Annotated in this window: 26 protein-coding genes; 10 read left to right on the top strand and 16 right to left on the bottom strand. The window is 64.9% G+C overall.

From position 1 onward, the window contains the following. The first annotated feature begins 86 nt into the window (after window positions 1–86). Window positions 87–926 (top strand): pantoate--beta-alanine ligase, encoded by an 840-nt coding sequence (gene panC, locus BLW56_RS07295; RefSeq protein WP_093509905.1) that lies wholly within the window; start codon window positions 87–89, stop codon window positions 924–926. Window positions 927–1065: 139 nt separating this feature from the next. Continuing rightward, window positions 1066–1380, top strand: coding sequence for a sel1 repeat family protein (locus tag BLW56_RS07290; RefSeq protein WP_093509904.1), 315 nt, complete (start codon window positions 1066–1068; stop codon window positions 1378–1380). Here BLW56_RS07290 and BLW56_RS07285 read toward each other — a convergent pair. The 4 genes from BLW56_RS07285 to BLW56_RS07270 are packed head-to-tail and all read right to left on the bottom strand — an operon-like array spanning window position 1377 to window position 3917. After that, window positions 1377–2528 (bottom strand): GNAT family N-acetyltransferase, encoded by a 1152-nt coding sequence (locus BLW56_RS07285; RefSeq protein WP_093509903.1) that lies wholly within the window; start codon window positions 2526–2528, stop codon window positions 1377–1379. The genes BLW56_RS07290 and BLW56_RS07285 overlap by 4 nt on opposite strands. 8 nt (window positions 2529–2536) lie before the next feature. Continuing rightward, window positions 2537–3001, bottom strand: coding sequence for a RidA family protein (locus tag BLW56_RS07280; RefSeq protein WP_093509902.1), 465 nt, complete (start codon window positions 2999–3001; stop codon window positions 2537–2539). A 14-nt stretch (window positions 3002–3015) separates the two neighbouring features. After that, a complete protein-coding gene (locus BLW56_RS07275; protein ID WP_093509901.1) occupies window positions 3016–3657 on the bottom strand; it encodes an HAD family hydrolase in 642 nt (213 codons plus the stop codon). Continuing rightward, window positions 3654–3917, bottom strand: coding sequence for a DUF3572 family protein (locus tag BLW56_RS07270; protein WP_093509900.1), 264 nt, complete (start codon window positions 3915–3917; stop codon window positions 3654–3656). The genes BLW56_RS07275 and BLW56_RS07270 overlap by 4 nt, the downstream gene beginning before the upstream one ends. 89 nt (window positions 3918–4006) lie before the next feature. Between BLW56_RS07270 and BLW56_RS07265 the strand changes: the two genes are divergently transcribed. Beyond that, on the top strand, window positions 4007–4369 hold the full coding sequence (locus tag BLW56_RS07265; protein WP_093509899.1) for a response regulator: 363 nt from the start codon (window positions 4007–4009) through the stop codon (window positions 4367–4369). A gap of 151 nt (window positions 4370–4520) precedes the next feature. Then, complete coding sequence (locus BLW56_RS07260) at window positions 4521–4859, top strand: glycine zipper 2TM domain-containing protein (protein ID WP_093510843.1); 339 nt, start codon at window positions 4521–4523, stop codon at window positions 4857–4859. Between the two features lie 22 nt (window positions 4860–4881). Here BLW56_RS07260 and BLW56_RS20615 read toward each other — a convergent pair whose 3' ends face one another. Beyond that, the gene (locus BLW56_RS20615) at window positions 4882–5043 is read right to left on the bottom strand and encodes a hypothetical protein (RefSeq protein WP_177175872.1); all 162 of its coding nucleotides are present in this window, start codon (window positions 5041–5043) and stop codon (window positions 4882–4884) included. Window positions 5044–5184: 141 nt separating this feature from the next. Between BLW56_RS20615 and BLW56_RS07255 the strand changes: the two genes are divergently transcribed. Then, entirely contained in the window at window positions 5185–5661 is a 477-nt protein-coding gene (locus BLW56_RS07255) for an Lrp/AsnC family transcriptional regulator (RefSeq protein WP_256203337.1), read from the top strand. Between the two features lie 104 nt (window positions 5662–5765). On the opposite strand, the gene rpmG is transcribed toward BLW56_RS07255, so the two are convergent. The 6 genes from rpmG to BLW56_RS07225 form a co-directional block, all read right to left on the bottom strand. Next, on the bottom strand, window positions 5766–5933 hold the full coding sequence (gene rpmG, locus BLW56_RS07250) for a 50S ribosomal protein L33 (protein WP_037515700.1): 168 nt from the start codon (window positions 5931–5933) through the stop codon (window positions 5766–5768). A gap of 221 nt (window positions 5934–6154) precedes the next feature. Next, window positions 6155–6892, bottom strand: coding sequence for an energy transducer TonB (locus BLW56_RS07245; RefSeq protein WP_093509898.1), 738 nt, complete (start codon window positions 6890–6892; stop codon window positions 6155–6157). Window positions 6893–7034: 142 nt separating this feature from the next. Beyond that, window positions 7035–8345 carry a glutamate--tRNA ligase gene (gltX, locus tag BLW56_RS07240; protein ID WP_093509897.1) on the bottom strand — a complete coding sequence of 437 codons (1311 nt, stop codon included), beginning with the start codon at window positions 8343–8345 and terminating at the stop codon, window positions 7035–7037. A 39-nt stretch (window positions 8346–8384) separates the two neighbouring features. Continuing rightward, window positions 8385–8801 carry a DoxX family protein gene (locus BLW56_RS07235; protein WP_093509896.1) on the bottom strand — a complete coding sequence of 139 codons (417 nt, stop codon included), beginning with the start codon at window positions 8799–8801 and terminating at the stop codon, window positions 8385–8387. Window positions 8802–8813: 12 nt separating this feature from the next. Beyond that, window positions 8814–10487, bottom strand: a complete 1674-nt coding sequence (locus BLW56_RS07230) for an NAD+ synthase (protein ID WP_093509895.1) — start codon at window positions 10485–10487, stop codon at window positions 8814–8816. 32 nt (window positions 10488–10519) lie between these two features. After that, entirely contained in the window at window positions 10520–11005 is a 486-nt protein-coding gene (locus tag BLW56_RS07225) for a DUF2306 domain-containing protein (RefSeq protein WP_177175871.1), read from the bottom strand. 148 nt (window positions 11006–11153) lie between these two features. Here BLW56_RS07225 and BLW56_RS07220 point away from each other — a divergent pair, with 148 nt between their 5' ends. Both BLW56_RS07220 and BLW56_RS07215 read left to right on the top strand, forming a co-directional pair. After that, entirely contained in the window at window positions 11154–11903 is a 750-nt protein-coding gene (locus BLW56_RS07220) for a LytTR family DNA-binding domain-containing protein (protein WP_177175870.1), read from the top strand. A 72-nt stretch (window positions 11904–11975) separates the two neighbouring features. After that, window positions 11976–12911, top strand: coding sequence for a ribose-phosphate pyrophosphokinase (locus BLW56_RS07215; protein ID WP_037515690.1), 936 nt, complete (start codon window positions 11976–11978; stop codon window positions 12909–12911). Window positions 12912–12919: 8 nt separating this feature from the next. Here BLW56_RS07215 and BLW56_RS07210 read toward each other — a convergent pair whose 3' ends face one another. Further along, on the bottom strand, window positions 12920–13462 hold the full coding sequence (locus BLW56_RS07210) for a TetR family transcriptional regulator (RefSeq protein ID WP_093509892.1): 543 nt from the start codon (window positions 13460–13462) through the stop codon (window positions 12920–12922). 117 nt (window positions 13463–13579) lie between these two features. Here BLW56_RS07210 and hisN point away from each other — a divergent pair, with 117 nt between their 5' ends. The 3 genes from hisN to rplT all read left to right on the top strand — a co-directional run bounded on the left by hisN (window position 13580) and on the right by rplT (window position 15083). Beyond that, on the top strand, window positions 13580–14362 hold the full coding sequence (gene hisN / locus BLW56_RS07205) for a histidinol-phosphatase (protein WP_093509891.1): 783 nt from the start codon (window positions 13580–13582) through the stop codon (window positions 14360–14362). 138 nt (window positions 14363–14500) lie between these two features. Next, window positions 14501–14704: a 50S ribosomal protein L35 gene (gene rpmI / locus BLW56_RS07200; protein ID WP_093509890.1), complete on the top strand. Its 204-nt coding sequence runs from the start codon at window positions 14501–14503 to the stop codon at window positions 14702–14704. A 13-nt stretch (window positions 14705–14717) separates the two neighbouring features. Further along, the gene (gene rplT, locus BLW56_RS07195) at window positions 14718–15083 is read left to right on the top strand and encodes a 50S ribosomal protein L20 (RefSeq protein ID WP_093509889.1); all 366 of its coding nucleotides are present in this window, start codon (window positions 14718–14720) and stop codon (window positions 15081–15083) included. A 190-nt stretch (window positions 15084–15273) separates the two neighbouring features. Here the strand turns inward: rplT and BLW56_RS07190 are convergent, their stop codons facing one another. From BLW56_RS07190 to BLW56_RS07175, 4 genes are all read right to left on the bottom strand, one after another. After that, window positions 15274–18000, bottom strand: coding sequence for a TonB-dependent receptor (locus BLW56_RS07190; protein ID WP_093509888.1), 2727 nt, complete (start codon window positions 17998–18000; stop codon window positions 15274–15276). A gap of 242 nt (window positions 18001–18242) precedes the next feature. After that, window positions 18243–21101 (bottom strand): TonB-dependent receptor, encoded by a 2859-nt coding sequence (locus tag BLW56_RS07185; RefSeq protein ID WP_177175869.1) that lies wholly within the window; start codon window positions 21099–21101, stop codon window positions 18243–18245. A 152-nt stretch (window positions 21102–21253) separates the two neighbouring features. Continuing rightward, window positions 21254–21976: a ligase-associated DNA damage response endonuclease PdeM gene (pdeM, locus tag BLW56_RS07180; protein ID WP_093509886.1), complete on the bottom strand. Its 723-nt coding sequence runs from the start codon at window positions 21974–21976 to the stop codon at window positions 21254–21256. A gap of 40 nt (window positions 21977–22016) precedes the next feature. Beyond that, window positions 22017–23048: an aspartyl protease family protein gene (locus BLW56_RS07175; protein ID WP_093509885.1), complete on the bottom strand. Its 1032-nt coding sequence runs from the start codon at window positions 23046–23048 to the stop codon at window positions 22017–22019. Between the last annotated feature and the right edge of the window lie 59 nt (window positions 23049–23107).

The raw sequence follows: 23107 nt of genomic DNA, 5'->3' as shown, positions 1-23107 counted from the left end.
GGGCGTTGCGATTTTCCTGTTTGCGCGGCATGGGCGGCCGGCGCGCGAAGTGATATAGTCGCGCCAATATCGGAGGGCGACCGGGCGTGCAAATCATCCGTGACATCGCAATGCTGCACCGTGCCGTTACGGCACTAAAGCAGGGGGGCAAGAGCGTCGCTCTGGTCCCGACGATGGGATCGCTGCACGACGGGCATCTCTCGCTCGTCCGCATGGCAAAGCGCGTTGCCGACCATGCGGTCGTGTCGATTTTCGTCAATCCGACCCAGTTCGGCCCGAACGAGGATTTCGACGCCTATCCGCGCGACGAGGCGCGCGACGCCGCGATGCTCGCGCAGGAAGGCACGGGGCTGCTCTGGGCGCCCGACGTCGCGACGATGTACCCCGGCGGCCACAGCACGCATATCGAAGTCGCCGAACTCGGCGCCGATTATTGCGGAGCGGTGCGCCCCGGTCATTTCGACGGCGTCGCGACCGTCGTCGCCAAATTGTTCAATCAGGTGCGCCCCGATGTGGCGATCTTCGGCGAAAAGGACTGGCAGCAGCTTGCGATCATCCGCCGCATGGCGCGCGACCTCGATTTCGGTATCGACATTTTGGGTGCGCCGATCGCGCGCGACACCGACGGGCTCGCGCTGTCGTCGCGCAACGCCTATTTGTCGAAGGAACAGCGCGCGGCGGCGACCGCCTTTCCCGATGCGTTGAACGCCGCGGCAAAGGCGATTGCGGGGGGCGCCGACGTCGCCGAGACGCTCGCCAAGGCCGAGGCAGCGATCGTCCAGGGCGGTTTCGACAGTGTCGATTATGTCGCGCTCGCCGATGCCGACAGTCTTGAGAGATTGAGCGCTTTCCGGACGCCGGCGCGGTTGTTGGCGGCGGCGCGGATCGGTAAAACCCGGCTGATCGACAATTTGGCGGTCGGTTAGTTAACGCCGAAACTCGCCAATTTCCGTTAGTCTTGGACGATATCCACAAAAATTCGGATCATCGTTAACGCTTTGTTGACCATAAATCGCAAATTTGGCCCCGAGGTCTCCATGTGGGGTGGAGGCAAAGGGGGTTATCATGGCGAACAGTCTGAAGTCTGCCCAATATCTGATCGAGAGCCGTCTGCTCGACGCCGCACGCGGCGACGCCAATGCTTATTTCGATCTGGGTATCGCTTTTTCTACCGGCACTGGCGGGGTCGATGTCGACCTGATCCAGGCGCATAAATGGTTCAATCTCGCGGCGCTCGGCGGCAATCTCGAAGGCCAGCAGTGCCGCGCCGACCTGTCGGACGAGATGAGCCGCGACGAAATCGCCGAAGCGCAGCGCCAGGCGCGCGCCTGGCTCGACGAGACGGCCCGCCGTCCCGCCGCACGGCGGTTTGCGGCCTAATCCTTCCGCTTGAAGGGCGTATGCCCTTCCAGCCACTCCATTTCAGATTCTTCCGCGCGGCGTTCCTGCTCGAGATAGTCGGCAACGGCACGGCGAAATCCCGGATCGGCGATGAAATGCGCCGACCAGGTGGCGACGGGGCCATAGCCGCGCGCCAGCTTGTGTCCGCCTTGCGCGCCGGCCTCGACACGCTTCAGGCCGCGTTCGATCGCAATGTCGATCGCGCGATAATAGCATAGCTCGAAATGGAGATAGGGGATTTCGGTCAGGCAGCCCCAATAGCGGCCGTAAAGCGTATCGGTGCCGAGGAAGTGTAGCGCGCCCGCGACCGGCCGATCTTCGCCGTCATAGGCGATGAGCAGGATGATCCGCTCCGCCATCCGCGCCCCCATCAGGTCGAACGCTTCGCGCGTAAGGTACGGATGCCCCCATTTGCGGGCGCCGGTGTCCTGATAGAAAAGCCACATCGCGTCCCAATGTTCGGGACGGATCGCGCCTCCGGTCAGTTCCTCGATCCGCAAGCCCTCGACGGCGCGCAGCCGTTCCTTGCGAAGCTGCTTGCGCTTTTGCGAATTCAGCGTGGCGAGGAAATCCTCGAAACTGTCATAGCCCCGGTTGGCGAAATGAAACTGGATATCGCGGCGGACGAGCCAGCCCGCCTCTTCGAACAGCGGCATCTGTTCGGGCGCGACGAAGGTCGCATGCGCCGACGACAGCTGGTTCTGCCGCACCACGGCTTCGGCCGCGCGGAGCAGCAGCAGGGCATCGGCCCTGTCATTCGATAGCAGCCGCGGTCCCGGCACCGGGGTAAAGGGCGCCGCGATCTGCAGCTTGGGATAATAATCGCCGCCCGCGCGCGTCCAGGCATCGGCCCAGGCATGGTCGAAGACATATTCGCCCTGGCTGTGCGATTTGAGATAGGCGGGCGCCGCGCCGACGAGCGTCCCGTCCGCATCCTCGACGAGCAGCGGTGCCGCCTGCCAGCCGGTGCCCGGCCCGACGCTGCCCGATTCTTCGAGCAAGGTCAGGAAGGCGTGGCTGACGAACGGATTGCCGCCGTCGTGAAGCGCGTCCCACGCCGCGGCTTCGATCGCGGTGACGCCGCTACCGAGCGATATCGTGCGCGCGGGTGGGTCGGCTTCGGCCACTGGTGCTCCTAGGCGGGCTTCACCGCGACGATCGCGTCGGCTTCGACCGCGGCGCCGAGCGGCAGCACGGCGACGCCGACCGCGGCGCGCGCGTGGCGGCCCGCTTCGCCGAACAGCGTCTCGAACAGCTCCGACGCGCCATTGGCGACCTTTGCCTGATCGGTGAAACCGGGAGTGCTGTTGACGAACACGCCGAGCTTGACGACGCGCTCAAGGCGCGACCAGTCGCCACCGAGCGCCTGCCCGATCTGGGCGACGAGCATCAGTGCGACGCGCTGCGCGGCATCCTGTCCGCCCGCGACATCGAGGTCTTCGCCGAGGCGGCCGGTGACGACCTGTCCGTCACGGAAGGGCAATTGGCCGCTGACGTAAAGCAGGCCGCCATGTTCGACGACGGGGACATAGGCGGCGACCGGCGCGGCGGGCTTGGGGAGTTCGAGGCCGAGTTCGGCGATTTTGGCGGCGATATCCATGGGATGTTCCTTGATTAGACCGGCTCGGGGGCCGGGGCGGGGATGTTTTCGGCAAGGCGCGCCAATATCCAGCCCTGCGCCTCTTTCCAATCGTCGATTCGCGCATGGGCAAAGCGGGCGGGTGTGATCTTGTCCGCGATCGCCGGTTCGCCGACGAGGTGCAGCCGCCATACGTCGGGCGCCACCTCTGCGACCGATTGATGATGGCCGGCCAGATCGTCGATGAAGACGGCGACCGACGGCTTATATTCCTCGATCAGGCGGCGCACCGGTTCGCCCTTGCCGCCGCGGCTGCCGATTACCGGCGCGTGGAAATCGTGGAGCGCGAGCTGTTCGATCCGCGCCTGCTGATGTTCGGGACCGACATTGGTGAGGACGACGATATCGGCCTCGGCGCCGATTGCGGCCATGGCCGTCAAGGCGCCCACGATCGGATATTGCCGCGTCATTTCGGTACGGAAAAAACCGTCGAGCAGGGGCCATACTTGGGCTGCTTCCAGCGGCGTACCGCACTCCTTGCGCTTCAACGCGTTTGCGAAGCTCGCGTCCTCGATACGAAAGATAACGCCATGTTCGGTGTCGACCCATTCGGCGAAGGGGACGACCATGTGCATCAGCACCTCGTCGCAATCGGTGATGACGAGCGGGCGGTTCATGCGATGGTTCCTTCGAGTCGTTGGGCTGCAGCGGCAATGCTGGCGGGCGGCACCTGCAACGCATCGGCGCAGGCGACAAGGTCGTTTTCGTGGGCGGTAAGGAAGGAAAGGATCGCGGCGAGCGTCGCCTGCTCGCCGAGCGAAGCGCGCAGTTCGTCCGGCGCCAGCCCGGTCAGGCCCAGCAGCCGTTCGGCGCGCGGTTCGTCGCTCAGGATCCAGCCGAGCGCCTGGAGCGCCAGCGCGGCATCGCCATCGTTCAAGTCGTAAGTCCCTTCATCGCGATGCAATTGTGTCGTGCGGCCGATTCGCCTAAACGGGCCGCGCACGCAAGGTGGGGAACATAAGTAACATGGGCAAGACCATCCTGGTCGTCGAAGATAATGAGCTCAACCTCCGCCTCTTCTGCGACCTGCTCAACGCCCATGGCTACAGCGCGCATCCGGTGCGCGACGGGCGCGATGCGCTGGCGAAGGCGCGCGAGGTTTCGCCCGACCTTATCATCATGGACATCCAGCTTCCGCATGTCAGCGGACTCGAGTTGATCGGCCAGATGAAGGCCGACCTAACCCTGCGCGCCGTCCCGATCATGGCGGTGACCGCCTATGCGGGGAAGGGCGACGAAGAGCAGATCAAGGCGGCGGGCGCCGAGGCCTATGTCTCGAAACCGATTTCGGTGATCAAGTTCATCGAAAGCGTCGGGGTCTTCGCCTGACCTTTACCGGCCGCGCGGCACGCGTTGCGACAGGCTGCCCAAAATCATCGGCCAGCCGCTGCTCGCGCCGGCGGCGTGACGGGCAGGGTTCAGCTTTCCATCCTTACTCCGGTCGCGGGGGTTCAGGATGGAAGGACATAAGATGTTTTTGATGAAGAGGCTGGCGCTGACCGCCTTGATCGGTGCGACCACGCTGGCGGCTTTGCCGACCGAAGCCGATGCGCGAAGCCGCCACCATCGGCACGGGCATTATAGCGACCGGGGCCACGATCGCTGGCACGATCGCCGCGATTACCGGGGCCATCGCGAGAAACGATATTATCGGGGCTGCCGCACGAGCGGCACGACGGGGCTGATCGTCGGCGGCGCTGCCGGCGCGTTGCTCGGCCGTGAAGTCGACCGTCGCGGCGATCGCGCCACCGGCACGATCCTTGGCGCTGCCGGCGGCGCGCTGCTCGGCCGCGAGATCGATCGCAAGCGTCGCTGCTGACCGCTGCGGGCAGGGCGGACCGTCAGGCGGCGCAGGCGTCGCGGACGGTCCGTTCCGGGTGCCGCAAGGCTGCTGCCTGCTGCCAGGGCGCCGCATAATGAATGGCGACAGCGGTCGCCGAGGCTTCGATGGCAGCGTTCCAGATACGGCCGATCCAGTGCGTTTCGGGGGTCGAGAGGGTCATCGTCTGTCTCCTGTGCCCGGATTCGCGGTGAAGAGAGCCTGCCCGGACGCATGATCATTACCCCGGCCGACACGGCCATAGGCGCCGAAATTGATCGTGCGTGCGACCAATTTTCGCGCTATTTGTTATTATATGCGAAAAATGATCGATCTCGACGATTTCGACCGCCGCCTGCTCGCGCTGGTACGGCAAGATAATCTCCAGCCCGCGCGAATCCTCGCCGAGAAGGTCGGACTGTCACTGTCTGCTGTGCTCCGCCGCCTGCGCCGCCTGCGCGAGGAGAAGGTGATCATTGCGGATATCGCGGTGGTCGATCCGGCGCTGACCGGATCGGCGCTCACCATGCACATCCTCGTTCGGATGCAACAGGCGGGGCCGCAGACCATGGACGCTTTCGCGCGCGAGATTGCCCGCCATCCCGAAATAACAGGGGCGTGGGACGTAACCGGCGACGACGACTTTCTGTTGAAGGTTCAGATCGGGTCGATGGAGGAATATGACAGCTTTACGCGCCGGGCGCTGAGCGAGGACAAGGGCGTCCATTCGTTCAAGACGCTGATCACGATCCGGCACATCATTGAAAATGATGTCGCGCGCCGGCCGCTGCGCGATGCCTGACGCGGACACGAAAAAGGGCGGCACGCGGCCGCCCTTCTGGATCCCGGCATTCGCCGGGATGATGCATTTCCACCCCACGCGCGTTCAGCGCATGGGGAAATACATCACTTGATCTTGGCTTCCTTGAACTCGACGTGCTTGCGGACACGCGGGTCATACTTACGCACCGACATTTTTTCGGTCATCGTGCGCGGGTTCTTTTTCGTGACATAGAAAAAGCCCGTGTCGGCGGTGCTCACCAGCTTGATCTTGACGGTCGTCGGCTTGGCCATGGCCCTGTTCCTCGAAGTAACTGCACATCCGCCGGAGGTCCGATGGATGCGGCGGGACTAGGGCCCCGACGTTGGTGTGAAAAACATGAAAGGGCCGCGCGACGCCGCGCCGCCCCTCAATATCCGGGCGCCTTTGGCGGGATTCGGCCTTTCTGTCAAGCAAAAGGAAAGGGCGAGCGACACATCGGCCGCCCGCCCGGGAGGGGTCGAGTCTCGGGGACTTAGGCGTTCTTGATCTGGAAGCGGACCGTCATCACCATCCAGCTTTCCTCGGGCACCCCGCCGCGCGTCGCCGGCTTGAAGCGCCATTTCGCGAGCGCGCGACGCTTCGTTTCCTCGAAGAATCCCCGGCTGTCGGTGCTCACCAGCTCGACCGCTTTCACGCGTCCATCGGTGCCGATCAGCACACGGACTTTTGCCGCGCCCTCGATCTGCTCGCGCTGCTCGCGCGCCGGATAATCGGGCTGGAACGTTCCCGCGAATTTCGAATCGAGTTCGGCCATCACCAGTTTTGGCAGCGGCGGCGGGTCGGCAGGTCGCGCCGGCGGGCCAAGGTCGACGGGTCCGGGGTCGGGTATCGAGGGGCCTGGATCGAACCGGGTCTCCGACAGCGGCGTCGTCGGGACGACCGGATCGACGACGTCGGGCGTCGAGGCGGTTCGCGGCATTGGTTCGACATCATCCGCCTGTTTGGGCGGCGGCGGATCGAGCGGCTTGTCGAGCTCGACCAATGTTCCGGTCATCGGTTCGCTCTTCGGCGCCATTTCGATGATCATCGGCGACAGCGCGACCGCGACGACCAGCGCCGCGGGCAATCCCACCGCGAACAAGGCCGCGACAGGGTGGTGACGGGCATCGCTTCCATAGCTGCTACGCGCCAGCGGCATCGCGGCGCCTGCTGGCGCTGTGGTCGCCTCTGGCGCGGTCATAATCGCCGAAATCAGGGGTATCAGGGTCATGGCATCTCTCCTTGCCTGTACGACCCGGCCCCGCCGCGTTCCGACCGTTGCTATCGGCCAGGTCAGGTCAAAGTGATATTATAACATTACGTCGCATGTCAAGCGAATCGGTAAACATCGGTGCGCGCGCTTTAACGCGCCGTCAGGCGGCGGAGAAACGTGCCACCGCCTGATCCTTGTTGATCAGCGGCAGCAGCTCGGCCATGTCGGGCCCGTGGTCGCGGCCGGTCAGTGTGCGGCGCAGCGGTAGGAACAGAGCGCGGCCCTTTGCTCCGGTCGTCTCCTTCACGGCGCCGGTGAGCGCGTGCCACGGATCGGCGCTCCAGTCGGTCGCGGGCGCCGCCTGTGCCGCTGCGGCGAGCACCGCGCGGTCGCTCTCTTCCGCCGGTGGCGGGGTAAAGGGACCGTCGAACACCGCGACCCAGTCGGCCGCATCGGCGACCGTCGTCAGGTTCGGGCGAATCGCGTTCCAGCGCGCCTCGTCGATCGCGCTCGGCAGGCGCGGTGCGACGGCGGCATAATGGGTGTGATGCAGGATTTTCTGATTGAGCAGCGCGAGTTCGGCGTCGTCGAAGCGCGCAGGCGCACGGCCGAAACGGGCAAAATCGACGCTTTCGACCAGCGGCGCTACATGCGTCACCGGCTCGACCGGATCGCTCGTCCCCAGACGCGCCAGCAGCGCGACCAGCGCGATCGGCTCGATACCGTCATCGCGCAGGCTCGCCATGCCGAGCGAGCCCAGCCGCTTCGACAATTTGCCTTCGGTCCCGACAAGCAACGCCTCATGCGCAAATTCGGGCGGCGCCGCGCCGAGTGCGTCGAACATCTGGATTTGCGTTGCGGTGTTCGACACATGATCCTCGCCGCGCACGACGTGCGTGATGCCCATCGCGATATCGTCGATCACGCTGGGAAGCAGATAAAGCCAGCTGCCGTCCGCGCGGCGCACGACGGGATCGGACATCGTCTTCGGCTCGAAATGCTGCGGGCCGCGGACCATGTCGGTCCATTCGATCGGCGCGTCATGGTCGAGACGAAAGCGCCAGTGCGGTGCGATGCCCTCGGGGACCGGTGCGTCGGCGGGCTTGCGTTCATACACCGGGGGCAGCCCGCGCGACAGCAGCACCTTGCGCCGGATGTCGAGTTCTTCGGGCGTCTCGTAACAGGCATAGACGCGCCCCGCCGCCTTCAGCTTCTCGAACTCGGCCTCATAGAGGGCGAAGCGCGCCGACTGGCGCTCCTCGCCGTCGATGTCGAAACCGAGCCATGCCAGATCGGCGCGGATCGCGTCGACATATTCCTCTTTCGACCGTTCGATGTCGGTGTCGTCGATGCGCAGCAGAAAGCGGCCGCCATGCTTGCGCGCCCACAGCCAGTTATGGAGTGCGGTGCGGACATTGCCGACATGCAGGGTGCCGGTCGGCGACGGAGCGAAACGGGTTACGACGGTCATAGCGCGCGCCTATAACCGCATTTGATGCCGCCGCGATAGCTATGCGCTGCGCCGAGCCGGCCAATAGGCCCAGGCAATGGCGAACAGCGAGACGATCAACAGGACGCTATATTCCATTCCGTTGCGCCCGCCGCCAACGACGAACCAGCCAGCGGGAAAATGGACGAGAATCATGCCCAGCGTCAGGATGAAGGCATGCCCCAGCGCGGCGAGGCTGGTCCAGCGGCGCGCCAGCATCAGCGCCGGGCCGACGAGTTCGTACAGCGTCACCGCCATCGCCCAGCCATAACCAAAGGGAAAGCCGAGGCTGTCCAGCCAGAGGCCGAACGGTTCGACGAGACCGGCGGCGAGCCGGTACGCGCCGTGGATCAGGATGAGCAGCGCAACGGTGACGCGCAGCACGTCGAGCACCAGAGCCGCGCGTACGGGCGGCGCCGTCGGACCCAGCAGACTCATCCTTCTCCCCCCTTATCCCGTCCGGAACCCGTGCGTGATCGGATAGCGCCGGTCGCGGCCGAAATTGCGCGTCGACAATTTGACCCCCGGCGGCGCCTGGCGGCGTTTATATTCGGCGAGCATCAGCAATCGCTCGACCCGCACCACCGCATCGCGATCGAAACCGTAACGCGCGACGACATCGTCGACGCTCGCTTCCTCCTCGACGAGCATGTGGAGCATGCGGTCGAGGTCCACGTAAGGAGGCAGGCTGTCCTCGTCCTTCTGGTCGGGACGCAGCTCGGCGCTCGGCGGTTTGGTGACGATATTATCGGGCATTACCGGCGTCACCCGGTTGCGCGACAGGCGCGGGACATTCGCATTGCGCCATTCGGCGAGTGCGAAGACCGTCATCTTGTACGCGTCCTTCAGCGGATTATAGCCGCCCGCCATGTCACCATAGATCGTCGCATAACCGACGCTCATTTCGCTCTTGTTGCCCGTCGTCAGCAGCATCGGGCCGAATTTGTTGCTGAGCGCCATCAACGTCACCCCGCGAATGCGCGACTGGACATTCTCCTCGGTGATGTCGACGTCCCTGTCGGCGAAACTGTCCGCGAGCATCGCGTCGAACGCCTCGACCGCGGGAACGATCGGGATCGTGTCGAGCCGGCAGCCGATCATCTTCGCGCAGCCCCCGGCATCGTCGAGGCTTTCCTGGCTTGTGAACCGGCTCGGCAGCATCACGCACCAGACCTTGTCGGGGCCGAGCGCGTCGGCGGCGATCGCGGCGCAAATCGCCGAATCGATCCCGCCCGACAGGCCGAGCACGACGCCCGGGAAGCGGTTGCGCTCGACATAGTCGCGCAAGGACAGGATCATCGCGCTGTAGATGTCGGCCGGATGCGCCTCCCACTCGGCGATCGCGCCCGTCTCGCACGTCCAGCCATCAGCGCCTTTTGTCCAGTGCGTCACCCGCTCCTCGGGCTCCCAGTCGGTCAGCCGGTGCGCGGTCGTGCCGTCGCTGTTCAGCACGAAAGAGCAACCGTCGAACACGATCTCGTCCTGCCCGCCGATGCGGTTGAGGAACAGGACGGGTAGCGAGGTTTCGGCGACGCGGCTCGCGAACACCTGCGTCAGGCGCCGCTCGTCCTTGTCGATTTCATAGGGGCTTCCGTTGACCGAAATCAGCAGTTCGGCACCCTGCTCCGCCAGATGCCGGCAAACCTTCGGCAACCAGCCATCCTCGCAGATCGGGAGGCCCAGCTTCACCCCCCGCCACTCGACCACGTCAGGCAGCGGGCCGGGGACGAAGATGCGTTTCTCGTCGAAGGTGCCGTAATTGGGCAGTTCGTGCTTGCGCCGCGTCGCGACGATCTTGCCGCCGTCGAGCAGGGCGACGATATTATAGAGCGCGTCGCCGCCATTCTCGTCCCTCGTCCGTTCGACCGATCCGACCAGCATCGCGGGGCCGCCGTCGGCCGTTTCGGCCGCCAGCTCATCGAGAAGCCGTGCTGCACGCTCGGCCAGCGCGGGCTTCAGCACCAGATCCTCGGGCGGATAACCGATCAGCTGGAACTCGGGATAGAGGATCAGGTCGGCTTCGGGGTGACGAGCACGCACCTCGCGCATCGCTTGCGCATTGGCGGCAAGGTCGCCCACCGACTGGGTCATTTGCGAAAGGACGATCGATAGCTTCTGGGTCATGCGGGCGGTTTAGGCGCAACCGCCCCGTCCATTCAACCGAAGAGAAGCGCCCACAGCGTGCGGCCGGGTGCCATCGCGAAAAAGCCGGCCGCGATCAGGCCGAAAAAGACGCCGCGCATGATCCGCTGATGGCGTGCGATTTGCCCCGTCTTCGCGAACCAGATCGCGCGCGGTAGCTGGACGATCGTCACCACCGAAAAGATGTGGATCGGACCGATGCCGCCGGTGATGGTGCGAATCCAGAAGCTGTCGATCGCGGTGACGATCATCAATGCGACCCAGATGCGCCCCGCGATCCGGTGCGCCGCATCGCCCTTGCGCGGACGCCAGAGCAGCCAGGCGCCAAGCGGCAGCGCCGGGACGACCGTCGCGAGGTGCAGCCAGACCGCCCACGCCGGGGTCCGATAGTCCGACGGGCCGGTGAAGGACCGAGCAAGCACCGCAAGCGTGATCACGCCAAGGATGAGCAGGGCCATCAGGCCGATGCGGCGAAGGGCGTTGGCAGGGGCGGTGGTCATGGGAAATCCTGTTGTGGCTATCGATGCGCCTTCCCTGCCGGCCGGCCGTTCGCCCGCAACCGCCCCTTCGCAAAAGCGGCGGATTTGTTCGCGAAACCGGCTGCTTCGCCAATTGACGCTTCGTGAAATGGCACGCACAAGGCGCGGCATGGCAAAGCGGCTGACGATCGAAATATTGGTGATGGTCGCGCTCGGCCTGCTCATCGGCCTTCTTGGCCCCTTCGGCACGTTCACCGCGCCGCCGGCACAGCGGATGCTGAGCTGGACGATCTGGCTGCTCGCGGGCTATGCGCTTTTCCGCCCGACCAATATCGTCGCCGGCTGGCTGTGCGAGGCGACCGGCCTGCCGCGCTTTGCCGGCAAACTGCTCGCGCTCGTCGTCGCCAGCGTGCCGCTCACGCTGATCGTGACGATGATGCTGACCCGCCTGCCCTTTGCTGACGTCCTGCGCTGGCGCGGCTTCTGGACGATGTACCTCTATATCGTCGTCATCGCGGTCGTGGCGTCGGCCGTGATGGCCGCGATCTTCGGCCGCACCGCGTCGGAAGCCACCACTCCGGAAGCCACCGCTCCGGAACCGCCGCCCGCCCCTGCCGCTCCTGTTCTGCCGCTGCCGTCCGGCTTCGGGCCGGTCCTCGCGCTGAAAGGCGAGGATCATTATGTCCGCATTATCGGCGATGCGCGCGAGGAGCTTGTCCTGATGCGGATGCGCGATGCGATCGAACGCCTCGGCGACCGCGACGGACTGCGCATCCACCGCAGCTGGTGGATCGCGCGCGACGCTATCGCCTCGGTGCGCCGCGACGGCCGCACTGCGGTGATTACGCTCCGTTCGGGCCACGAAGCTCCGGTCGCGCGCGACATGATGCCGCACTTGCGCGCTGCGGGATGGCTTTAACCCCTTCCCCTATCGCCCCGCGCTGGCTAAGGGGGCGCGCAATCCCACCCGCGCGAAAGGGCCTTGCACCCCATGAAACTCATCTCCGGCAACAGCAACCTGCCGCTGGCCCGTGCGATCGCGGACTATCTCGAACTGCCGCTGACCGATACGAGCGTGCGCCGCTTCGCCGACGAGGAAGTCTTCGTCGAAATCCATGAGAATGTCCGCGGGCAGGACGTGTTCGTCGTCCAGCCGACGAACTTCCCCGCCAACGACAATCTGATGGAATTGCTGATCATCAACGACGCGCTGCGTCGCGCCTCGGCAAAGCGCATCACCGCGGTCGTCCCCTATTTCGGCTACGCCCGTCAGGACCGGAAACCCGGACCGCGCACGCCGATCTCTGCGAAGCTCGTCGCGAACCTGATCACCACCTCGGGTGCCGACCGCGTCCTCGCGATCGACCTCCACGCCGGGCAGATCCAGGGCTTCTTCGATATCCCGACCGACAACCTTTACGCCGCGCCGGTGATGAGCGCCGATATCCAGGCGCGTTTTGCAGGCAAGAATCTGATGGTCGTGTCGCCCGACGTCGGCGGCGTGGTCCGCGCGCGCGCGCTTGCCAAACGGCTCGACAACGCCCCGCTGGCGATCGTCGACAAGCGCCGCGAACGCGCCGGCGAATCCGAAGTGATGAACATCATCGGTGACGTGAAGGGTCGGTTCTGCATCCTGATCGACGATATCGTCGATTCGGCGGGTACGCTCTGCAACGCCGCCGCCGCGCTCAAGGCCGCGGGCGCCGAGGGCGTCGTTGCTTATTGTACCCACGGCGTCCTGTCGGGCGGCGCGGTTGCGCGCGTCGATGCGAGCGAACTCACCGAACTCGTCATCACCGATTCGATCCAGCCGACCGACGCCGTGAACGACAGCAGCAAGGTCCGCGCGCTGACCGTCGCGCCGCTGCTCGGCGAAGCGATCAAGCGCATCGCTGACGAATCGAGCGTCTCCTCGCTTTTCGACTGACGTCGTCCTCAGCGCGCGACGAGCGCGCTGACGATATGATCGAGCTGCCGCCGGAATGTCGGGTGATCGGGCACCGCATGGACCAGTCCGCGCGCTGTCCAGCATAAAGCCTGCGCCATGCTGCCGGCGCGCGACACCGCCGATCCCGGCCCGCTGAACCGGATCGCCTCGGCCATGGCTGCGACGAGTCGGCGTTCGGCCACACGCACCGTTTCGGACGGGTCGCGCCGGAGCATCGCAACGATCTCGGCGCCATGCGGCGATGCCTGCAGTGCGGCCATATGCCGGCCAACCCACGCATCGAGCGCGCCGGTCAATCGCTCGACGAGCGTTCGTGCGGGTTGGTCGATGCTGGCCAGTGCGTCCACCAGCGAAACGTCGACCAAGCTCTGCATCGCCCAGTCGACCAGCGCCCCCTTCGATCCGTGTCGGTTGTATAGCGCTTGGCGCGACACACCGAGCGCGGTCGCAACATCCTCCATCGACGTCTTGCGCAAACCGTGAAGCGCAAAGGTCGCGATGATCGGATCGAGAGGGAAATCGCCCGCCATGCTGGCTATTTTTACAGTTTATACGAACATTGTAAAATCGATAAAAATTGCGACTTCGATGGTGCAGCATCGCCGCATCCTCTGGCGGCGCGGCCTCCTCTGCGCTAGCGCAAGGCCATGTCGATCACATCTGACCTCACCCTCGCCAACCGCCTCGCCGATGCCGCCGGCGAGGCCATTCGCCCGCTCTTCCGGTCCAACTGGGCGCATGAGGCCAAGGCCGACGCGTCGCCTGTGACCGAGGCCGACCGCGCCGCCGAAGCGGCGATGCGCCGCCTGCTCGATGCAGAGGCGCCGCGCGACGGAATCATCGGCGAGGAATATGGCGCCGAACGCACCGACGCCTCGCGGCAGTGGGTGCTCGATCCGATCGACGGCACCGTCAGCTTCATGGCAGGCCGTCCGATCTTCGGTACGCTGATCGCGTTGCTGCAGGACGGCTGGCCGATCCTCGGCATCATCGACCAGCCGATCAACGGCGAGCGCTGGGTCGGCGCGCTGGGACAGTCGACGCTGTTCAACGGCGCGCCCGCGCGCACGCGCAGCTGCCGCAACCTCGCCGACGCGGTGCTCGCGACCACCGGCCCGCAATATTTCAGCGACCATGACGGCGAGCATTTCATGGCGCTCGCCGCAAAGACCTCGCACAAGCGCATGGTCTTCGGCGGCGACTGCTATAATTATGGCTTGCTTGCGAGCGGCCACATCGACCTCGTCGTCGAGGCGGGGCTGAAGCTTCACGACTTTGCCGCGCTTGCCCCGATAGTCGAGGGCGCGGGCGGGACGATGTGCGACTGGAACGGCGACCCGCTGAGCGCCGACAGCACGGGGCATGTCATCGCATTGGGTGACCCCGCGCGGCTCGAAGATGTGATCGAGGGGCTCGCCTGCCACCATTGAACCGATGCGCACGTATTTCGGCGTCCGAATCGCTTGCATTTCCGGGCGAATCCCCTTAAGCGCCCGCCTTCCGATTGTGTCGGCTGGCGACAAGGGCTGCCAGGCCGATACGCAAACGGACTTCAAAAGGAGACCAAAATGCCCAAGATGAAGACCAAGAGCGGTGTGAAGAAACGCTTCAAATTCACCGCCTCCGGCAAGGTGAAGCACGGCGTCGTCGGCAAGCGCCACCGCCTGAGCAGCCACAATGCAAAATATATCCGTACCAACCGCGGCACCAGCGTGCTCAGCGATTCGGACGCGGCCCATGTGCGCCTCTGGGCGCCCTACGGCCTGAAGTAAGGAGCGCTAAGGCATGTCACGCATCAAACGCGGCGTTACCACGCGCGCCAAGCATAAGCGGGTTTTGGAACAGGCGAAGGGCTATTATGGCCGTCGCAAGAATACGATCCGCGTCGCCAAGCAGGCGGTCGAAAAGGCCGGCCAGTACGCTTATCGCGACCGCAAGGTTAAGAAGCGGAGCTTCCGCGGTCTGTGGATCCAGCGCATTAACGCTGCGGTTCGCGCCGAAGGCCTCACCTATTCGCAGTTCATGCACGGCGTGAAGCTGGCCGGGATCGAGCTCGACCGCAAGGTCATGGCCGACCTCGCGATGAACGAAGGTGGCGTGTTCACCGCGATCATCGCGCAGGCAAAGGCGGCGCTGCCCAAGGCAGCCTGACGCTTTCAGCCGAAGCGAAACGAAACAAGGGCGGCCCCGTCGGGACCGCCCTTTTTCTTTGTCCGGTGCGGTCGGCAGCCATCCTAAAGCCGCTATCGTACCACCCAAAGGAAAGGGCCTGCCGTGACAGTGCCCGGCCGCGGCAGGCCCTCCCTACGCCCTCCCCGAATGTGGGGAGGGGGAGAGACGGTCAGAACTGGCCGCGCAGCGTCACGCCATAGGTGCGCGGTTCGCCGGGGAAGCCGACGAACAATTTGTTCGCGGTAGCAGGGTGCCCGCTTGCCGCTGGCGCGGCGACCGCACGGAACGATCCCGATCCCTGCAACGGCATGTCGGCGCCGATCTGGTAATATTGCTTGTTGAACAGATTCTGGCCCCACAGTTCGATACCCCAGCGGCGGTCGCGCCCGAACAGCCCGATCCGGCCGTTGAACACTGCAAAGGCATCCTGTTCCTTTTCAATGTCGAGGTTCGACCCGGTGTTGGTGTCGCTCTGCATCCGCGTGTCGAGATAGATGAGCGCGCTCATCCCCGACGAACCGATCGGCGGCGTCCAGCTGATCCCTGCGGTCGCGACATATTTGGCGGCGTTCGACACCCCGCGACCGGGGAGCTGGAACAGCACCGGCGACAGCGGACGCCCGCCCGTGCCGACAAGGTCGCGGCGATAGAGGGTGTCGACATAGGTCAGCCCCATATTGACCGAAACATAGCGTGCGGGGCGCAGGAAGGTCTCGATCTCGAACCCCTTGGCGACGACGCCCGGCTTCAGCCGGTCCGACGCGCATGCGCCGGTTGCGGCGCTGTTGTCGGTCGGCGCGGTCCCCAGATCGTCCTTGCACGCCTGGATATTGGTGACCTCGAAATTGACGCCGTTGAAGGTGTTCAGCTGATAATTGCTATACTCCTGCCAAAAGGCGGCGAGATTGACGTCGATCCCCGGGCCGTCCCATTTGACCCCGAGTTCATAGGCATCGACCTTTTCGCTCGCGAATTGCAGGTCGCTCGCTTCCGGCCGTCCGTTGCCGGGCGTGTTCGCGGGGCGCGCCAGCGCAGTGGTGCAGGCGGCATTCTGCGCGGCCGACCCCGCGGTCGTGCTGCACGGCCGGTCGAGCGCCGAATAGTCGAGGTTGAAGCCGCCCGCCTTGTACCCCTTCGACGCCGAGGCATAGACGAGCAACTCCGGCGTGGGTTTCCAGCTCAGCACCGCGGTGCCGGTCCACTGGCCCTCGCTGAACTTCGTTCCCGGCGCGCCCTTGACGATGTCGGGCGCGGTTCCGTTGATCACGCAGGCGAGGCTTGCCAGCGCCTGCAGCGACGAGTTGACGATCGCGGGGCACAGCGTGTTGGTGAAATTGGCATCGCCCGCCAGCGTCTTCTTCTCGTGCGTGTAGCGTGCGCCGACCGTCAGCGTCAGCACATCCTCGACGATATCGAAGCTGTTGTGCGTGAACAGCGCATAGTTGGTGCTGCGCTGGTGGAAGGTCGATCCGTTGTTGCCGGTGCCGTTGAGCGGCGCGGCGCCGAGCAGGGCCGCAATACCCTGAAACCCCGGGAAGCTCGCGGCGGGCAGGTTCGAACAGGTTGCAGACGCGGGGTTGATCAGCGCCGGCGCGAGCGACGCCGCGGCGAGGCAGTTGGCGAAGCGCTGATAGTCGGCGCCATAGACGATGTCGTCGTCGACATCGAGCTTCTCGTTGGCGTAATAGCCGCCGACCAGCCAGTCGAGCCGCCCGTCGAACGCTTCGCCCTGCAAGCGCACTTCCTGTGTGAACAGGCGGAAGCGGCGATCGAGGTCGGTGCGGCGCAATATGTCGAGCGTGCTGAAATCGGCGTCCTGGCCCTGCGCATTCTTATAGTCGCGATAGGCGGTGATCGAGGTCAGCGTCGCGGCGCCCAGATCCCAGTCGAGCTCACCCGACACGCCCCAATCCTTCGTGTCCGACCGGTAGGTGACACCGGGCGTCGTCGACTGGCGGCGGACGAAGCTTGTCCCGACAGGCGCGACCTGATGGTTCGCGCCGAGCAACTGGAGGAGCGGAAGCAGGGTGTTCGCCGATGCGACCGGGAAGCCGTCGGGCCCGCGCGTCAGGTTGCGTACCGGATTGAGCAGGATGCCGCCGCAGCAATTCTCTTCGCGCTTGCTGTAATCGGCGATCAGGCGAAAGCTCAGCGTCTCGGTCGGTTCGAACATCAACTGACCCTTGACCAGCCATCGGTCGCGGTCGTTGATGTCGGGCTCGCCCGGCGTGACATTTCCGATGAAACCGTCGCGTTTCTGCCAGACGCCGTCGAGGCGCACCGCGCTCTTGTCGCCGAGCGGCGCGTTGATCATGCCGTCGACGCGCCAATAATCATAATTGCCGTAGGACACAGACCCCTTGCCTGCGAAGGTGCCAAGCTCGGGGCCCTTGGTGACGATGTTGATCAGCCCTGCGGTCGAATTGCGGCCGAACAGGGTTCCCTGCGGTCCGCGCAGCACCTCGACGCGTTCGATGTCGCCGAGTTCGGACAGGCCGACGCCCGTGCGGCTGCGATAGACGCCGTCGATGAACAGGCCGACCGACGATTCAAGGCCCGGATTTTCGCCGACGGTCCCGATGCCGCGGATGCGTGCCGAGAAATTGACCTCGCTCGTTGCGCCCGACACCAGAAGCGACGGCGCCACCTGTCCCAGCGCGCGCACGTCGGTTGCACCCGTTTTTTCCAGCGTGTCGCCGGTGACGGCGGAAACCGCGATGGGAACGTCGGAGAGCGCCTCGCTGCGCCGCGTCGCAGTGACGATGATCGTGCTGTCGTCGGTTTCGGCGCCGGCGCCCTGCGCCATGGCGGGCATCGCCAAAAGGCCGAATGAAAGCGATAAGCCGGCGGCGCTGGTCCGCAGCAGGCATGCCGTGCGGCGCGAACGTTTCTTCATGGGAAATGGCCCTCCTCTCACAAGGTCTGTCTTTGTGGGGAGAGCGGTCTTTTTTGTCGTTGCCGGAGCGTAACATGAATTCGCGGCGGCAATCCAGCACGACGCCTGTTCCGTAACGTCATTACCCGGAATGCGCGGCTTTTGTGTCACAGCTGTCAGATGTGACGGGTTGACTCGGCCGGGCAAAAGAAAGGGGCGAGGCACATGGTGCCTCGCCCCGAATATCTCCCGTTCGCTGCGACTTAGAACTTGCCGCGCAGCGTCACGCCATAGGTCCGCGGTTCGGCGAGGAACTGTGAATAGATCTGGCGACCGCCCGGATATTGCGGGTCTGCAAAAGCGCTCGTCGTCGCACCTTCCTGGAACGGCGAGTTGAAGGCGACCTGGGCATATTGTTTGTTGAAGATATTCTGGCCCCAGAATTCGATGCCCCACTTCTCGTCGGGGCCGCGAATGCCGATGCGCGCGTTGAAGATCGCATAGCCATCCTGTTCCTTCTGCGGGAACAGGTCCGACCCGGTATTGTAATCGCTGGTCATGCGGCCATCGATATAGACAAGGCCGGTCATGCCGCCGCTGCCGATATCGGGCGTCCAGGCGACGCTGCCGGTTGCGACCAGTTCGGGCGCGTTCGACATATTGTCGCCGGGCAGCTTGCGCAGGGCCTGATCGAGCGGAGCGCCCGCCGCGGTGCCCACCAGATTGCTGCGATATTTCGTCTTCGCATAGGTGAGGCCCGCGGTCATGCGGAAGCTCGGCGCCGGGACCAGCGACGCTTCGAGTTCGAAGCCCTCCGAGCGGACACCCCAACCCACCTTGTCGGCGGCGCAGGCGCCGGTGCTGTTCGCGGGATTGGCGTTGGCCGCCGTCGGCGCGATATAGTTGGGCGACCCGGCAAACTTGTTCTGATCGCGATCCGCGCCATTCAGGTCGGTTTCGCAGCCATTGATGTTCTGGACCAGGAAGACCGTGCCGTTGAACGTGTTGAGCTGGAAATTCTCGAAATCGGAACGGAACAAAGTCAACCCGACGCTGAACGGACCGGTCGCATATTTCGCGCCGATTTCGTAGCTGTTGACCAGTTCGGGATCGAACTGGAGGTTGCCCACCAGCGCCTGTGCCCCGCCGACTGCGGCAAATGTCGCACTGGGCGTATTGGGCGCGAGGATGACGGGGTTCTTCAGCGCCGAACGGTCGAGGTTGAAACCGCCCGCCTTGTATCCGCGCGAATAGCTTGCATAGACCATGAGGTCGTCGACCGGCTTGTACGACAGGATCGCCGTGCCGGTGAACTCATCCTCGCTGCGCTGGTCGTTGATCGACACGCCATTGAGTTCGGCGGTCGAATTGCCCTGACAGCTGAGGCCCAGGATGCCGGCGACCAGCGGCTGCAGCGCCGCATTGGCGAGGAGGCCCCCGATGGCTGCCTGATTCTGGGTACAGATGGTATTGTCGTTGGTGAACGACGCGTTGAACTTCTTCTTGTCGTGCGTGTACCGGACGCCAAAGGTGAAATCGAGCTTGTCGGTGATGTGGAAGATATTGTGCGTGAACAGCGCCCAGTTGGTGCCGTTCTGATGATAACGGTCGTTGATGCTGCCCTTGTCGCTGAGCGTGCTCAGACGATCGATCGCACCAAGCAGCAGCGGCGTTGCGGCGCCAAACTGGCCTGCTCCGGCATTGGCGGCGAGCAAGCCCGCGCGTCCGGCCGGGCTGAGGCAGCCGGCTGAGGTCGGGCCATAGGCAAAGGACAGGCTGCCCGAAACCAGGCGGCACGCTGCGAACTGGCCATATTGCGTGCCGAAACGCAGATTGTCGCGAACGGTCAGCTTTTCGTTCGAATAAAAGCCGCCGACGAGCCAGTCGAGCTTGCCGTCGAAGGCTTCGCCCTGCAGGCGCAATTCTTGGGTGAAGGTGTGGAACTGGCGATAAGCGTCGTCGCTCGGGGCGCGATAGAGGATATCGACCGCGCCATAGTCGAGGTCGCCGGCCTGACCCGACCGATATTCGCGATAGCCGGTGATCGAGGTGATCGTCGCACCGCCCAGATCATAGTCGATCTGGCCGGAGAAGCCGTAGTCCTTGGTTTCACCGGCGAAGCTGCGTCCGGAGGAAACCGACAGATTCCGGCTATATCCTTGGTTGAACGCACCGATCGGCTGGCCGAGGTCGCGCAGGACAGTGATGATATTGTTGGTGCCGGCCGGAACCGCGGTGCCCGGCGGCAGCGGCAGCGGCGAAGGATTGTTGAGATTGCCAATCGCCGGATTCACGCTGTTGTCGACATAGATCGCGCCGCAGCACCGTTCGTCACGATAGGTGTAATCGGCAATCAGCCGGATCGACAGCGCATCGGTCGGTTCGAACAGCAACTGCCCGCGCACGAAATAGCGGTCGCGATTGTTGATGTCGATGTCGTTCGTGGTGTCCTTGAGGAAGCCGTCGCGCTTGACCCAGACGCCGTCGAGGCGGAAGGCAAGGGTGTCGGCGATCGGGCCGGTCACGCCACCGGCGAGCCGCCAATAGTCATAATTGCCATAGGTGATCTCGCCCGAACCGCCGAATTCGAAGCTCGGCTTTTTCGAATAGATGCTGATCAGGCCCGCCGAGGAGTTACGGCCGCCGAGGGTGCCCTGCGGACCGCGCTGCACTTCGACGCGGTCGATTTCGCCAAGTTCGTTGAGGCCGATGCCCGACCGCGAGCGATAGACGCCGTCGATGAACACGGGAACCGAACTTTCGAGGCCGGGGTTGTCGCCCACCGTACCGATACCGCGGATGCGTGCCGACCCGTTCGCTTCCGACCCGGTCGACGAGACGAACAGCGACGGGGCGACCTGATTGAGCTGGCGGATGTCGTTCGCGCCGCTGTTCTGCAGCGTTTCGGCGCTGACCGCGGAGATCGCGACCGGCACGTCGGACAGCAGCTGGGCGCGGCCCTGCGCGGTCACGATGATCGGCGTGTTGTCGCTGTCATCGGTCGCAGTGTCGGCAGGCGCATCTTGCGCAAAAGCCGGCACCGATACCGCAGCGATGGCGAGCGATACGCCGAGCGCACTGGTGCGCATCAGTCGGGCAGCACAAAGGGAAGATGATTTCATATCGGGCACTCCTCTCAACATTTATTTATTTTTGTTGCCCGTGGAGCATAACTCAATTGCGCGACCGATCCAGCGGGAGGCCTGTATTTGCGTCGTTTTTGCTCGGGTGATGCTTTTTGGTCACAGGCAGAAAAGGGCCTGTTCGGCGGGACTTAGCCCCGGCGAGCGACAACGGCGCGGCTTGCCGTAGCGTCATCGGCCGGTCGGCCGGGGCAGGGAAAGCGAAGGTGACGTCCGCGCGCGACCAACATCGCCTCATACGGACCGGCAAAATTTGCCGCGATGACCGGATCGTCAGCCGCAAGGCCGCCCGTCAGCGCTCCGAAAGCGGGCAGAATCAATCGCCGACCGTCGCCGGCAAAGCAGGGGCGCGAGACATGGCGGCCGCGGATATTCAGCCGCAGCTTGGGGTGGAAATGGCCCGAAATCTCCGGGCGTGTCTCGTGCGGGGCGCTTTGGTGGCGTAACACGATTCCGTCGACGACCAGTTCGTCGGCGACCTCTCCGCCCCACGCGCCGCCGGTCAGCCCGTCGTGGTTGCCCGCGATCCACAGCAGCTTCGCCGATGCCGCCTGTCCGAACAGGCGGTCGGCGACTGCCGGGACGATACGCTCAGCGGCGTCGCGATCGTGAAAACTGTCGCCGAGGCACCAGATCGCGCGCGCGGCGGTGGCCGCGGCGAGCGCGGCGAGCCGGTCGAGCGTGTCGTGGCTGTCATAGGGCGGCAGCGGCTGGCCGAGCGCGGCATACCAGCTCGCTTTTTCGAGGTGCAGGTCGGCGACGATCAGGGCCCCGTGGCGCGGCCAGAACAGCGCCCGGTCGGCCAGCATGTGGAACGACTGGCCCGCAAAATCGAAAGTCGCGGCGGCGGACATGCGCCCGCTATGACGGCGCGGCTTGCCGGCCGCAAGCGTCCTAGCCGCGCGGCGCCAGATTTGCGGCGAAGCGCATCGGCGGCATCCGGCTCGCTTCGTCGGGCAGGTCAAAGACGACGCGCTTGTTCGGGAAGTCGATCTCGACGCGGTCGAACAATGACAGGCTGTCCATGCCGAGCAACAGCGCGGGCCGGTCGTCGAGCCCCAGCGCGCGAAAGGCCTGGCTATCGGCAAAGCTGACGGGCAGGTCGTTGACGTCCATCCCGCTGATGACGATGCGCTTGATCGCGGTCCGCATCGCCGGCACCTCTTCGCCCGTGACGGCGTCCAGCACGGTGGGGGTGAAGGGCTGGCGGTTCTGGCGCTGCGCGGCGACGAGTTTCTGCAACGCGATATTGCCGACGCTCGTCTGCGCGCCGGTATCGACGATGACGTCGACGCGCTTTCCGCCCAGCCGCGCGTCGGACAAGATCAGCCTGCCCGCCATGTTGCGCGCGGTGACGACGATCGCGTCGTCGTCGCGGATGATCGGGCGGGCGCGTTTGCGCGTTTCGAGGATCGACATGCTTTCCTTGCGGAAATCGATAAGAATCCGGCGTTCCTCGAGCATGTCGACGCCGATCAGCCCCGCCGCGCCGATGTGCCGCCCGAAAAAGGCCGGCGCCTCGACCGAGGCGAGGTGCAGGTTCGACATCTGCAGCGCCGCGATGCGATAGCTCGGCACGATCGACGAGCCGCCGATCGTCGCGAGCTTCAGCTTCGCGCCTTCGACGAGCGCCAGCCGTTCGGCGAGTTCGCGGGCGATCACCGTCCGTTCGGCGCCGGTGTCGACGAGGAAGGAAAAGGGGCCTTTCCCCCCGACCATCACCTGCACCGACATGCGCCGCGATGCGTCGAGGTCGAATGGCTGGATGAACGGAACGACGGTGATCGGCGGGAGCGCGGTCTCGCCCGGCGGCGGGGGTGTCGCGGCGGGAGCGGGTGCGGGATCGGTGGGGGCCGGTGTCGCACCGAGCAGCGCGGGCGCGGCGAGCAGCGCCAAAAGGACGGACCGCATGGAAGCATTGGTCATCGCTGGCATCCTCTGTATATTTTCCGGCAATCTACGCCTCATCGCCCCGCGCAGCAAGC

The sequence above is a fragment of the Sphingopyxis sp. YR583 genome (genome assembly GCF_900108295.1).
Classification (GTDB): domain Bacteria; phylum Pseudomonadota; class Alphaproteobacteria; order Sphingomonadales; family Sphingomonadaceae; genus Sphingopyxis.
The sequence above is the reverse complement of the archived record's forward strand: the minus strand, read 5'-3'. Positions and strand labels throughout refer to the sequence as shown.